Source organism: Microcella humidisoli, from assembly GCF_024362325.1.
GTDB lineage: Bacteria > Actinomycetota > Actinomycetes > Actinomycetales > Microbacteriaceae > Microcella > Microcella humidisoli.
In genome coordinates this window covers 2,581,898-2,594,438 of sequence record NZ_CP101497.1, presented here as the reverse complement: position 1 = coordinate 2,594,438, position 12,541 = coordinate 2,581,898, and the positions used below count along the sequence as shown (strand labels likewise).

At 71.7% G+C, this 12,541-nt stretch carries 12 protein-coding genes; 11 read left to right on the top strand and 1 reads right to left on the bottom strand.

Annotated features, from left to right (window positions below; all coding sequences use genetic code 11):
* Window positions 1-6: 6 nt before the first annotated feature.
* The 7 genes from NNL39_RS12675 to NNL39_RS12645 all read left to right on the top strand — a co-directional run bounded on the left by NNL39_RS12675 (window position 7) and on the right by NNL39_RS12645 (window position 6,421).
* On the top strand, window positions 7-1,161 hold the full coding sequence (locus NNL39_RS12675; protein WP_255159630.1) for a cysteine desulfurase family protein: 1,155 nt from the start codon (window positions 7-9) through the stop codon (window positions 1,159-1,161).
* A 101-nt stretch (window positions 1,162-1,262) separates the two neighbouring features.
* Window positions 1,263-2,084, top strand: a complete 822-nt coding sequence (recO, locus tag NNL39_RS12670) for a DNA repair protein RecO (RefSeq protein WP_255159629.1) — start codon at window positions 1,263-1,265, stop codon at window positions 2,082-2,084.
* Window positions 2,081-2,875: an isoprenyl transferase gene (locus NNL39_RS12665; protein ID WP_255159628.1), complete on the top strand. Its 795-nt coding sequence runs from the start codon at window positions 2,081-2,083 to the stop codon at window positions 2,873-2,875. The genes recO and NNL39_RS12665 overlap by 4 nt, the downstream gene beginning before the upstream one ends.
* Before the next feature lie 100 nt (window positions 2,876-2,975).
* The gene (locus tag NNL39_RS12660) at window positions 2,976-4,361 is read left to right on the top strand and encodes a glycine--tRNA ligase (RefSeq protein WP_255159627.1); all 1,386 of its coding nucleotides are present in this window, start codon (window positions 2,976-2,978) and stop codon (window positions 4,359-4,361) included.
* 244 nt (window positions 4,362-4,605) lie between these two features.
* Window positions 4,606-5,592, top strand: a complete 987-nt coding sequence (locus tag NNL39_RS12655) for a hypothetical protein (protein ID WP_255159626.1) — start codon at window positions 4,606-4,608, stop codon at window positions 5,590-5,592.
* Between the two features lie 38 nt (window positions 5,593-5,630).
* The gene (locus NNL39_RS12650) at window positions 5,631-6,296 is read left to right on the top strand and encodes a DsbA family oxidoreductase (protein ID WP_255159625.1); all 666 of its coding nucleotides are present in this window, start codon (window positions 5,631-5,633) and stop codon (window positions 6,294-6,296) included.
* Entirely contained in the window at window positions 6,293-6,421 is a 129-nt protein-coding gene (locus NNL39_RS12645) for a hypothetical protein (protein WP_255159624.1), read from the top strand. The genes NNL39_RS12650 and NNL39_RS12645 overlap by 4 nt, the downstream gene beginning before the upstream one ends.
* A 91-nt stretch (window positions 6,422-6,512) precedes the next feature.
* Here NNL39_RS12645 and NNL39_RS12640 read toward each other — a convergent pair whose 3' ends face one another.
* Entirely contained in the window at window positions 6,513-6,995 is a 483-nt protein-coding gene (locus tag NNL39_RS12640) for an aminoacyl-tRNA deacylase (protein ID WP_255159623.1), read from the bottom strand.
* 31 nt (window positions 6,996-7,026) lie between these two features.
* Here NNL39_RS12640 and NNL39_RS12635 point away from each other — a divergent pair, with 31 nt between their 5' ends.
* From NNL39_RS12635 to dnaG, 4 genes are read left to right on the top strand one after another with little or no spacing between them, the layout of a single operon-like run.
* A complete protein-coding gene (locus tag NNL39_RS12635; protein ID WP_255159622.1) occupies window positions 7,027-8,073 on the top strand; it encodes a Gfo/Idh/MocA family oxidoreductase in 1,047 nt (348 codons plus the stop codon).
* 57 nt (window positions 8,074-8,130) lie between these two features.
* The gene (gene dusB / locus NNL39_RS12630) at window positions 8,131-9,294 is read left to right on the top strand and encodes a tRNA dihydrouridine synthase DusB (RefSeq protein ID WP_255159621.1); all 1,164 of its coding nucleotides are present in this window, start codon (window positions 8,131-8,133) and stop codon (window positions 9,292-9,294) included.
* A gap of 2 nt (window positions 9,295-9,296) precedes the next feature.
* The gene (locus NNL39_RS12625; RefSeq protein ID WP_255159620.1) at window positions 9,297-10,553 is read left to right on the top strand and encodes a deoxyguanosinetriphosphate triphosphohydrolase; all 1,257 of its coding nucleotides are present in this window, start codon (window positions 9,297-9,299) and stop codon (window positions 10,551-10,553) included.
* Between the two features lie 52 nt (window positions 10,554-10,605).
* Window positions 10,606-12,537: a DNA primase gene (gene dnaG / locus NNL39_RS12620; protein ID WP_255159619.1), complete on the top strand. Its 1,932-nt coding sequence runs from the start codon at window positions 10,606-10,608 to the stop codon at window positions 12,535-12,537.
* Window positions 12,538-12,541: the final 4 nt, after the last annotated feature.

Below are 12,541 nucleotides of genomic sequence, written 5' to 3'. Positions count from 1 at the left end.
GCATCCATGACCCTCATCGATCTCGACCAGGCGGCGACGACCGCGACCCGCCGCGAGGTGCTCGAGGCGATGTGGCCGTGGCTCACGGGGGATCACGGCAACCCCTCGTCGACGCACGCGCTCGGCCGCCGCGCCGCCGACGCCCTCGCGGATGCCCGCTCGCGCATCGCCCGACTCGCCGGCGTGCGCCCGGCGCAGGTCGTCTTCACGAGCGGCGGCACCGAATCCGACAACCTCGCCGTCATCGGCCTCACGCTCGCGGCCATCGCGCGCGGACGCGACCGGCACGTGCTCGTCAGCGCGATCGAGCACGAGGCCGTGCTCGAGTCGGCGGCGTACCTCGAGCGGTGGCACGGCGTGGAGGTCGGGCGCATCCCGGTTGACGCCGACGGCGTCGTGGATGCTGATGCCGCGATCGCCGCCCTCCGACCCGGCACGGCGCTCGTGAGCGTGCAGGCCGCCAACAACGAGGTGGGAACCCTCCAGCCGCTCGACGCGGTGCTCGCGGCCGCGCGCGCCGTGGGCGCCCTCGTGCACACCGACGCCGTGCAGTACGCCGGCTGGTATCCGCTGGCCGGGCTCGCCGCGCTCGACGCCGTCACGATCTCGGGGCACAAGCTCGGCGCCCCGAAGGGGGTCGGCGCGCTGCTGCTGCCGACGGGCGCGGCGATCGAGCCGCTCATCCACGGCGGGGGGCAGGAGCGCGACCGCCGCTCGGGCACGGAGAACGTGGCCGGAGCCGTGGGACTCGCCGTCGCGCTGGAACTCGCGGAGGCCGAGCGCGAGGCGCATCCGCTCGCCGCCCTCGAGGCGCGGCGCGACGCCTTCATCGCGCAGGTGCTCGCGACCGTGCCGGGCGCGCGCCTCACCGGCCACCCGTCCCGCCGCCTGCCATGCCACGCCTCGTTCGTCGTGCCGGGCATCGGCGGCGAGCCGCTGCTCATCGCGCTCGACGACCGCGGCATCCTCGCCTCGAGCGGCTCGGCGTGCGCGGCCGGCCGCGACGAGCCCTCACCCGTGCTGCTCGCGATGGACTACGACCCCGACACCGCCCGCACCGCGGTGCGCTTCAGCTGGGGCTTCTCCACAATTCAGGAGTCGCTCGACACCGCGGTGCGTGAGCTCGCCGAATCAGCGGCCTCGTTGCGCGGGTTGGGCTGAGCATCCGCCGATTCTCCTGAATTGTGGAGAAGAGCGCGCGAATCGCGGATGCCCGCCGCGCCGTCGGGCCCGTTCGCACCCGCGCGCGGGATACTGGAGCGGTGCCGACCTACCGTGACGAGATCGTCGTGCTGCGTACCCACAAGCTGGGCGAAGCCGACCGCATCGTCACGATGCTCAGCCGCAATCACGGCAAGATCCGCGCGGTGGCCAAAGGGGTGCGGCGCACGGCGAGCAAGTTCGGCGCGCGCCTCGAGCCGTTCATGGTCGCCGACGTGCAGCTCTACGCCGGCCGCAGCCTCGACATCGTGCAGCAGGCCGAGAGCCTCGGGTCATATGGCGCCGAGATTTCGGCCGACTACGGCAGCTACACGGCCGCCAACGTCATGGTCGAGACGGCCGACCGCGTCACGGGCGACGACGGCGGGGGAGTGCAGCAGTACCTGCTGCTGGTCGGCGCGCTGCGGTCGCTGGCCCGAGGCGATCATCCGCCCGGCCTGACGCTCGACAGCTACCTGCTGCGGTCGCTGTCGATCGCGGGATGGGCGCCGACCTTCGGCGACTGCGCCGTCACCGGCGCGCCCGGCCCCCACAGCGCATTCGTAGTGCAGCTGGGAGGCATGGTGGCCGACGAGGTCGCCCCGCCCGGCGCCCCAAGACTCAGCACCGAGACGCGCGAGCTGCTCGCCGCCCTGCTCACGGGTGACTGGGCCACCGCGGAGGCTGCCTCCGAGCGCGCGCGGGCCCAGGCCAACGGCATCGTCGCGGCCTACGCGCAGTTCCACCTCGAGCGCGGGTTGCGGTCGCTGCCGCACGTCGACCGCCACGACGCGCGGTACGACGCGCGCGAGGCGGAGCGCGAGGCCGACCGCGACCTGGCCCACGCCGCCGCGGCGGCCTCCACAATTCAGGAGTCGGCGTGAGCAGGGAGCCGCGACACGCCGAACCGCTGCGCCCGATTGACTGGACGGGCGAGCAGCCTCCTGAATTGCGGAGAGAACTCGTGCCGCAGCACGTCGCCATCGTCATGGACGGCAACGGCCGCTGGGCCAACCGCCAGGGCCTCACGCGCGTCGAGGGCCATCGCGCGGGCGAGGCGAGCCTGCTCGATGTCGTTGCCGGTGCCGTGCAGATCGGCGTGCAGCACCTGAGCGTCTACGCCTTCAGCACTGAGAATTGGAGCCGCAGCCCCGACGAGGTGCGCTTCCTCATGGGCTTCAACCGCGAGGTGCTGCGCCGCCGCCGTGACCAGCTTGATGCCTGGAACGTGCGCATCCGCTGGGCCGGCCGCCGCCCGCGCCTGTGGCGCAGCGTCATCAGCGAGCTCGAAGAGGCCCAGGCCCGCACGGCTGGCAACACGGGCCTCACCCTGACGATGTGCGTTAACTACGGCGGCCGCATCGAACTCGTGGATGCCGTACGCGCCCTCGCCGCCGACGTCACGGCCGGTCGCATCGACCCCGCGCGCATCACCGAGCGCTCGATCGCGAAGCACCTCTACGAGCCCGACCAGCCGGACGTCGACCTCTTCGTGCGATCCAGCGGCGAGCAGCGCACGAGCAACTTCATGCTCTGGCAGAGCGCCTACGCCGAGATGGTCTTCCTCAACACGCTCTGGCCCGACTTCCGGCGGCGGCACCTGTGGGATGCCATCGAGGACTACGCGCGCCGCGACCGCCGCTTCGGCGGGGCGGTGGATGCTCCTTCCGCGTAGCCCGCGAGCGCGCGGCTACACGACCCGTGATCAGTAGACTTCTCGGCATTGCGTTACTCGGCGCCGGGCATCCAGCTCGGCCGGAATTGGAGACCTCCCCGTGGCTGCCCCCTCTCGGCTCGACAACGTCATCGCGCTCGCCAAGCGGCGCGGCTTCGTCTTCCAGGCCGGTGAGATCTACGGCGGTTCGCGCTCGGCGTGGGACTACGGGCCCCTCGGCGTCGAGCTGAAGGAGAACATCAAGCGCCAGTGGTGGCGCGCGATGGTGACGCGCCGCGACGACGTGGTCGGGCTCGACTCGAGCGTCATCCTGCCCCGCCGTGTGTGGGAGGCCTCCGGCCACGTCGAGGTCTTCAGCGACCCGCTCGTCGAGTGCCTCAGCTGCCACAAGCGCTACCGGGCTGATCACCTCGAGGAGGAGTACGAGGAGAAGAAGGGCCGCGCGCCTGAGAACGGCCTGGCCGACATCGTCTGCGTCAACTGCGGCACGCGCGGCCAGTGGACCGAGCCCAAGGAGTTCTCGGGGCTGCTCAAGACGTACCTCGGCCCGGTCGAAGAAGAATCCGGGATGCACTACCTGCGCCCCGAGACCGCCCAGGGCATCTTCGTCAACTTCGTCAACGTGCTCAACGCGGCCCGCATGAAGCCCCCGTTCGGCATCGGCCAGATCGGAAAGTCGTTCCGCAACGAGATCACGCCCGGCAACTTCATCTTCCGCACGCGCGAGTTCGAGCAGATGGAGATGGAGTTCTTCGTCGAGCCCGGCACCGACGAGGAATGGCACCAGTACTGGATCGACACCCGCCTCGCCTGGTACACCGATCTCGGCATCAAGCCGGAGAACCTGCGGCTGTACGAGCACGCGCAGGAGAAGCTCTCGCACTACTCGAAGCGCACGGTCGACATCGAGTACCGCTTCGGCTTCACGGGCTCGGAGTTCGGCGAGCTCGAGGGCATCGCCAACCGCACCGACTTCGACCTGAAGACCCACAGCGAGCACTCCGGGGTCGACCTCTCGTACTTCGACCAGAGCAAGGAAGAGCGCTGGGTGCCGTACGTCATCGAACCCGCGGCGGGGCTCACGCGCTCGCTCATGGCCTTCCTCGTCGACGCCTACTCCGAAGACGAAGCGCCCAACACGAAGGGCGGTGTCGACAAGCGCACGGTGCTGCGCCTCGACCGACGCCTCGCGCCCATCAAGGCGGCGGTGCTGCCGCTGTCGCGCAACGAGCAGCTCTCGCCCGTCGCGCGCGAGCTCGCCGACCGCCTGCGCCAGCACTGGAACGTCGACTTCGACGACGCGGGCGCGATCGGCCGCCGCTACCGCCGGCAGGACGAGATCGGCACGCCGTTCTGTGTCACGGTCGACTTCGACACCCTCGACGACCAGGCCGTCACGGTGCGCGAGCGCGACACCATGGCGCAAGAGCGCATCCCGCTCGAGAAGCTCGAGGCGTACCTGGCCGGCGAGCTGCTCGGCTCTTAACCCGCGCGGCCTGCGCCGCCCGACCCCCGACCCGCGCCGGTCTCCACAATTCAGGAGTCGCGGCGCTCGGGAGGGCATCCGCGGGCCCTGGTCGGCGTGTCGGGCGCACTCACCGTCGCCGTCTCCTGAATTGTGGAAGCGCACCGGGGTCGGGGCGTCCCTCACACGGGGCGGGTCGCGCTGCCGCACGTGCGGGAGCAGAGCTGGCGGTCGGCAGGGTGCGCGCGCCGGGCATCCTGCGGCCATGGATGCTGCGCACCTCGTCGCCCGCCACGGCGGCGCTCTCGACCGACGCCGGCTGCACGAGCTCGGCGCTACCGACCACGATCTGCGCCGAGCGCTGAGGGCCGGATCGCTCAACCGCCCCCGTCGGGGCTGGTACTCCAGCTGGGGTGAGCGCGATCCGCGTTTCCGGGCCATGCGTGTCGGCGGGCGTCTCACGGGCATGAGCGCGGTGGCCGCGCTCGGCGGCTGGGTGCTCGGCCGCCGCCCGCTGCACGTCGCCGTGCCCGTCAACGCCGCACGGCTGCGCAGCCAGTGGCGCCGCGACATCCGGCGGGCGGATGCTCACGACGACGGTGCCGTCGTGCACTGGGTGGCGCCGGTGCACGATCGGGGTTCCACGACCGGCATCGTCGACCTCCCCGAGGCGATCGAGCTCGTCTGCCGCACCGAGCCCGCCGACCAGGCGATCGCCGTGCTCGACTGGGCGCGCCGCACCGGCCGGCTTGATCGCATCGAGCTCGCCGCACTGCGCGAACGGCTGGGGCCTCTTCGGTGGCTCGTTGACGCGAGCGTCGAGAACTGCGACTCGTTGCCCGAGAGCCTGGCGCGCACGCGACTGCGCGCCGCGGGCGTGCAGGTCAGCACGCAGGTCGGGTTCACCGACGGGCTCGAGACGATCGATCTCGTGCTCGAGGGCACGGTCGCCGTCGAGGTCGATGGCGAGGAGCATCACCGCGATCGGTTCGAAGACGATCGTGCGCGCGACCTCGCCATCACGCAGGTCGGGCTGCACGCGGTGCGGCCGAGCGCCCGGCAGGTCTTCACCCGCTGGCCCGAGGTGCAGGCGGCTCTCGTGCGCGCGCTGCGCGAGCGCGGCATCCTCGTCGATCTCCACAATTCAGGACTCGCGCAGGTCGGGAGGCCCGCGACACGCCGTGAGAGCGCTCCGCCGGGGCTGCACCCGCGCGTGACTCCTGAATTGTGGAGACCCGCCCGCGCGGGGTGAGGTGGGAATACCCCCGGGCGGGCCGCGTTGACCTCAGCATGAGCAACCCCATCGACGTGCAGATCTGGTCCGACGTGCAGTGCCCCTGGTGCTACATCGGCAAGCGCAAGTTCGAGGCCGCCGTCGAGCAGTTCGAGGGCGACGTCACGGTCACGTACCGCAGCTTCGAGCTCGCGCCCGATACGCCGGTCGACTTCGAGGGCTCGCCCGTCGACTACCTCAGTCAGCGCAAGGGCATCAGCCCCGAGCAAGCGCAGCAGATGGTCGACCGCGTGAGCGGCATCGCCGAGTCGGTGGGCCTCGACTACCACTACGACCGCATCCACCAGACCAACACGGTGCTCGCGCACGAGTTGCTGCACTTCGCCAAGGCGCACGGCAAGCAGGTCGAGCTGAAGGAGCGCCTGCTGCGCGCCTACTTCACCGAGGGCGGTCACATCGGTCGCGCCGCTGACTTGGCCGAGTTCGCCGCCGAGGTGGGGCTCGACCGCGATGCCGCAGCAACCGCGCTCGCCGAGCACACCTACCTGCCCGATGTGAAGGCCGACATGGCGCAGGCGGTGGCGTACGGCATCCAGGGCGTGCCGTTCTTCGTCATCGACGAGAAGTACGGCATCTCGGGTGCCCAGGAGAGCGCGACCTTCTTGGCCGCGCTGCAGAAGGCCGCGGCCGAGCGCGAGTCGACCCCCGTCGAGGCATCATGACGATGGATGCTGCGCCGAAGCCCTTCGCCATGCTCGGCGACCCCGCCGCCGAGGCCTGCGAGGGCGACGCCTGCCTGCTCCCCGCACCCCAGGCGCCCTCGGGCGTCTCCACAATTCAGGAGTAGCAGCAGCCCCAGCCGCCCGACACGCCGTGCGAGGGCTCCCACGCGGCAGTTCGCGCGTCCGTCTCCTGAATTGTGGAGACGAGCGCGGAACTCAGCGGGGCGCGAGCGGCTCGCTGATGTCGGCGACGACGGCACCGAGGGCGACGAGCAGCTCGTCGGCCTCGACGAAGAGCGAGTAGCCGTGCTCGCCCGCGCCCATCGACACACGCCGCCCCACCATGCCGGCATCGGCATACACCGGCCAGGCGGTCGTCGAACCGAGTGGCGTGATCGTGCCGCGCTCGTACCCCGTCGCTGACAGCGCGAGCTCCGGCGAGGGCAGTTGCAGCTTGTTGACGCCCACGGTGGCCCGCAGCTTCGGCCACGAGATCTGGCGGTCGCCGGGGATCAGCGCGAAGAGGGACGTGCCGTCGCTGCGCTTCACGACGAGCGATTTGACGATGTCGGCCGGGGTGATGCCGAGCAACGACGCGGCCTCCTCGAGCGACGAGGCCCGCATCCGCTCGATGAATTCGACCGTCAGCCCGCGCGCCGCCGCGTCGGCCGCCACGCGCTCGCGTCCGCCCACTGTCATCGTCCCGCCTCCCGCGTTCTAGGCTGAGCCCATGAGCAACGGCGCACCCCTGAGAGCGGGCATCATCGGCTTCGGACTCGCGGGTCGAGTCTTCCACGCCCCCTTCCTCGCTACGAATCCGGCGTTCACGATCGCGGCCATCGCGACGAGCGACGAAGACCGGGCGGCGCAGGCGCGCACCGCGCATCCGGGCGCGCAGATCATGTCGACGGATGCCCTGCTCGCGCAGGCCGCCGACCTCGACCTCGTCGTGCTCGCCTCGCCGCCGCACGTGCACCGCGAGCAGGCCGTCGCCGCCCTCGAGGCCGGGGCGGCCGTCGTCATCGACAAGCCCTTCGTGCCGACCGTCGCCGACGCGGAGGCGATCATCGCCGCAGCGGAGACGGCCGGGCGCCCGCTCACGGTGTTCCAGAACCGGCGGTGGGACGGCGACTTCCGCACCGTCACCAAGTTGGTGAACACCGGCGCCCTCGGCACCGTGCACCGCTTCGAGTCGACGTTCGAGCGCTTCGGCGCGCCCAAGCGCGACCAGTGGCAGGGTCAGATCAGCCCGGCGCAGGGCGGCGGAATCCTCTTCGACCTCGGCAGCCACCTCATCGATCAGGCGCTCACGCTCTTCGGCCCCGCGACACTCGAGGTCGCCGAGCTGCGCGCGGTGCGCGAGGGCCTCGGCAGTGAAGACGACGCGTTCGTCTCGCTCCGCCACGACAGCGGCGTGCGCAGCCACCTCACGATGAGCCGGGTCGCGGCGCAGAGCGGGCCGCGGTTCCGCGTGCTCGGCGACACGAGCGGCTACAGCGTCTACGGCCTCGACGGGCAGGAGCCCGACCTCAAGGTCGGCCGCTGGCCCGGCAGCGAGGGTTACGGCGAGACCCCGAAGGCCGAGTGGGGGCTGCTCGGCATCGACAACGGCGAGCAGCCGCTCGTCGCCGTGCCCACCGAGGCCGGCGGCTACCCCGACTTCTACGCGCAGGTGGCGGCGAGCATCCGCGACGGCGCCCCGGTGCCGGTGGATGCTCGCCACGCCCTCGAGACCGTGCGCATCATCGAGCAGGCCCACGCGATGGCGGCCCGCTGACGTCGGTTTGCCGCCCTGACCGCGCATCCCGGCGCGACCTGGGAGAATAGAACCCTCATGTCCACCGCCACTCTGCCCGCGCCCGCCGCGAAGCCGCTCAGCATCGGCCCGATCCCGCTGAGCGTGCCCGTCGTGCTCGCGCCCATGGCGGGCATCACGAACACGGCGTTCCGGCGGCTGTGCCGCGAGTACGGCGCGGGGCTGTACGTGAGCGAGATGATCACGAGCCGCGCGCTCGTCGAGCGCACGCCCGAGAGCCTGCGCCTGATCACGCACCACGAAAGCGAGACGGTGCGCAGCATCCAGCTCTACAGCGTCGACCCGACGACGGCGGGCGAGGCGGCTGCGTTTCTCGCGGGCGAGGGGCTCGCCGACCACATCGACATGAATTTTGGATGCCCTGTTCCCAAGGTCACCAAGAAGGGCGGGGGAGCCGCCCTGCCCTGGAAGCTGAACCACTTCCGTCGCATCGTCGAGGCGACCGTCAAGGCCGCGGGCGACATCCCCGTCACGGTGAAGATGCGCAAGGGCATCGACGCCGACCACCTCACCTACCTCGAGGCCGCGAAGGCCGCCGAGGGGGCGGGGGTCGCCGCCGTCGCTCTGCACGCGCGCACGGCCGCCGACTTCTACTCCGGCAACGCCGACTGGGACGCCATCGGCACGCTCAAGGAGACCATCACGAGCATTCCCGTGCTCGGCAACGGCGACATCTGGTCGGCGCAGGATGCCCTGCGCATGGTCGAGCAGTCGGGCTGCGACGGCATCGTGGTCGGGCGCGGCTGCCTGGGGCGTCCGTGGCTCTTCGGCGACCTCTCGGCGGCGTTCCGCGGCGAGGAGCACAAGGCCATGCCGGGTCTCGGCGAGGTCGCCGACGCCTTCCGTCGCCACGCCGAGCTGCTCGTCGAGTTCTTCGACGACGAGGCCAAGGCCTGCCGCGACATCCGCAAGCACGTGGCCTGGTACTTCAAGGGCTACGCGGTCGGCGGCGAGCTGCGCGCGCGCCTCGCCGCGGTCGAGAGCCTGCAGCACATGGACGACCTGCTCGGCGAGCTCGACCGCGACGCGCCCTACCCGGGCGAGGCCGCCGAGGGCCAGCGCGGCCGCGCCGGCACCCCGAAGAAGCCCGCCCTGCCCGATCGCTGGCTCGAGAGCCGCGAGCTCACGGGCGCGAGCCGTGCCGAGGTCACCGCCGCCGAGCTGCACCACTCGGGCGGCTGAGCGTGCACGACGACCTCACGCCGGGCTACGGCCCGGCCGACGCCGAGCGCTGGCTGCCGGAAGAGCACGGCGGAAGTCGCCGCAGCGACTTCGCGCGCGACCGCGGCCGCCTGCTGCACTCGAGCGCCCTGCGCCGCCTGGCCGCGAAGACCCAGGTGCTGAGCCCCACGGCGGGCCTCGACTTCGCGCGCAACCGACTGACGCACTCGCTCGAGGTCGCCCAGGTCGGCCGCGAGCTCGCGACGAGCCTCGGTCTCGACCCGGATGTCGTCGACACGGCGTGCCTCGCCCACGACCTCGGGCATCCGCCCTTCGGGCACAACGGCGAGCGCGCCCTCAACGACTGGGCGGCCGACTTCGGCGGCTTCGAGGGCAACGCGCAGACCCTGCGCCTGCTCACGCGCATCGAGCCGAAGGTGCTCGGGCCCGACGGCCGCAGCTACGGACTCAACCTCACGCGCGCGAGCCTCGACGCGAGCACGAAGTACCCGTGGCCCCAGTCGCAGGGAATCCCCGACCCGAGCGGTCGCAGCAAGTTCGGCTTCTACGACGACGACGCGGCCGCCTTCGAGTGGATGCGCGGCGGCTCGCCCGACCGCGTGCGCTGCATCGAGGCGCAGGTCATGGACTTGAGCGACGACATCGCCTACAGCGTGCACGACTTCGAAGACGCCATCGTGAGCGGGTACCTCGATGTGCCCGCGCTCAGCGCTCGCGTCGACCACGACGCCCTCGTCGACGCGATGTTCGAGTGGATCGGCGGCGAGATCAGCCACGACGAGCTCATCGCGGCCTTCGACCGGCTCGACCACCTCGACGCGTGGATCGAGACGTGGGACGGCTCCCGTCGCGACCTCGCCCGCCTCAAGAACCTCACGAGCCAGCTGATCGGGCGGTTCGCGCACGAGGCCGTGCACGCGACGCGCGAGGCACATCCTCAGGGCGCGCTCGCCCGATTCGGCGCCGACGTCGTGGTGCCGCGCGAGACGCAGGCCGAGATCGCCGTGCTCAAGGGCATCGTCGCCGCCAACGTCATGTCGACGAACGCCCGCCAGCCCATCTACGCCCGCCAGCGCGCGCTGCTCGTCGAGCTCGCCGACGCCCTCTGGGCGGCGGGTCCGGATGCGCTCGATCGCGCGTTCGCCGACGACTTCCGGGCGGCCGGCGATGACGACGCCCGCCGCCGCGTCATCGTCGACCAGGTCGCCTCGCTCACCGACCAGAGCGCGATGAGCTGGCACGAGCGGCTCGTTCCCTGAGCCTGTCGGCGGCCGGAACGGCGCTCAGCACCCCGGGCCTAGAATCGGCGCTGTGGCAGGCCTGATCCGACGCAGCGATATCGACGAGGTCCGGTCGCGCACGAATCTGGCCGACATCGTCGGCGACTACGTCACCCTCAAGAGCGCGGGCGTCGGCTCGATGAAGGGCCTGTGCCCCTTCCACGACGAGCGCAGCCCGAGCTTCCACGTGCGCCCGCAGGTCGGCTTCTACCACTGCTTCGGCTGCGGCGAGGGCGGCGATGTCTTCACCTTCCTGCAGAAGATGGACCACGTCACCTTCAGTGAGGCCGTCGAGCGCCTCGCCGGACGCCTCGGCTACGCGCTGCACTACGAAGACGGCGGCCCCGCAGCCGACCAGGGCAACCGCAGCCGACTGCTGTCCGCGAACGCGGCCGCCGAGCAGTTCTTCCGCGACCAGCTCGGCACGCCCGCGGCCGAGCCCGCTCGGCGCTTCCTCGGTGAGCGGGGCTTCGACGCGATCGCCGCCGAGCGCTTCTCGATCGGCTTCGCCCCGAACTCGTACGAGGCCCTCGGCGACCACCTGCGCGGCCTCGGTTTCACGGCGGAGGAGCTGCTGGCCTCGGGCCTGCAGGGCCAGGGCGACCGCAAGCCCTACGACCGGTTCCGCGGTCGGCTCATCTGGCCGATCAAAGACGTCACGGGGCAGACGCTCGGCTTCGGCGCCCGCAAGCTGCTCGACACCGACAACGGCCCCAAGTACCTCAACACGCCCGAGACGCCGGTGTACAGCAAGTCGAAGGTGCTCTACGGGCTCGACCTTGCCAAGCGCGACATTGCGCGCGGCAAGCAGGTCGTCGTCGTCGAGGGCTACACCGACGTCATGGCGTGCCACCTCGCGGGCATCACCACGGCGGTCGCCACGTGCGGCACCGCCTTCGGCAGCGACCACATCACGATCATCCGTCGCGTGATGGGCGACGTCGACAACCGCGACGCGCACGGCCTCGGCGAGGTCGTGTTCACGTTCGACCCCGATGAAGCGGGTCAGAAGGCCGCGAGCCGCGCGTTCGCCGACGAACAGCGGTTCGCGGCCCAGACCTATGTCGCAGTCGCGCCCGACGGGCTCGACCCGTGCGATCTGCGGCTGCAGCGGGGCGACGACGCCGTTCGGCTGCTCATCCAGGGCCGCAAGCCCATGTACGAGTTCATGGTGCGGCGGCAGCTCGACTCGTACGACCTCGAGACCGTCGAGGGCCGCGTCGCGGCGCTGCGGGCGACCGCACCGATCGTGGCGGGTATTCGCGACGAGTCGCTGTCGGTGGGCTACACCCGCACGCTCGCGGGATGGATCGGCATGGATCCGACCGAGGTCGCGCAGGCCGTGCGCGCGGCGCGACGCGCCCCGGCCCGCACCGCGCCGAGCCGCGCCGGCACCGCGGCGGGGCCGGGCACCTCGGGGGCGGCGGAGCCCGCAGCGCGCATCCCGGTCGGCGATGCCGCCGCCGCGATGGCCGACGCCATCGCGCCGACGATCGGGATCGCCCAGCTGCCGACCGACCCGGTCACGCGGCTCGAGCGCGAGCTGCTCATGGCGCTGCTGCAGCATCCCGACGAGATCCCGCTCGAGACCGCGCGGCGCGCGCTGCACACGACGTTCAGCCAGCCCGCGCTCGCGACGGTGCGCGACGCGCTGCTCGCCGCGATCGACGCCTACGGCACGAGCGAGTGGGCGCGCCGGGTCGCCGACGAGTCTCCCCAGGCGTTCAGCCCGCTCGTCACCCAGCTCGCGATCGCCCCGCTCCCCATTCGCGAGGGGTTCGCGGCCGAGTACTGCCGAGGCGTCACGACGTCGCTCATCGAGCGCGACCTGTTGCGGCGCAAGACCGAGCTGCTCGGGGCCCTGCAGCGCACCGATGCGACCGCCGAGCCCGAGCGGCACCGCGCCCTCCAGCGCGAGCTCGTCGAGCTCGAGGCCGAACGTCGCCGCGTGCGCGGAGACTAGGATC

Coding starts and splice junctions, on each gene's coding strand:
- NNL39_RS12635 (WP_255159622.1), top strand. CDS start 7,027: ATGAGCAACGGCGCACCCCTGAGAGCGGGCATCATCGGCTTCGGACTC.
- NNL39_RS12655 (WP_255159626.1), top strand. CDS start 4,606: ATGGATGCTGCGCACCTCGTCGCCCGCCACGGCGGCGCTCTCGACCGA.
- NNL39_RS12675 (WP_255159630.1), top strand. CDS start 7: ATGACCCTCATCGATCTCGACCAGGCGGCGACGACCGCGACCCGCCGC.
- NNL39_RS12640 (WP_255159623.1), bottom strand. CDS start 6,995: ATGACAGTGGGCGGACGCGAGCGCGTGGCGGCCGACGCGGCGGCGCGC.
- NNL39_RS12650 (WP_255159625.1), top strand. CDS start 5,631: ATGAGCAACCCCATCGACGTGCAGATCTGGTCCGACGTGCAGTGCCCC.
- dusB (WP_255159621.1), top strand. CDS start 8,131: ATGTCCACCGCCACTCTGCCCGCGCCCGCCGCGAAGCCGCTCAGCATC.
- NNL39_RS12645 (WP_255159624.1), top strand. CDS start 6,293: ATGACGATGGATGCTGCGCCGAAGCCCTTCGCCATGCTCGGCGACCCC.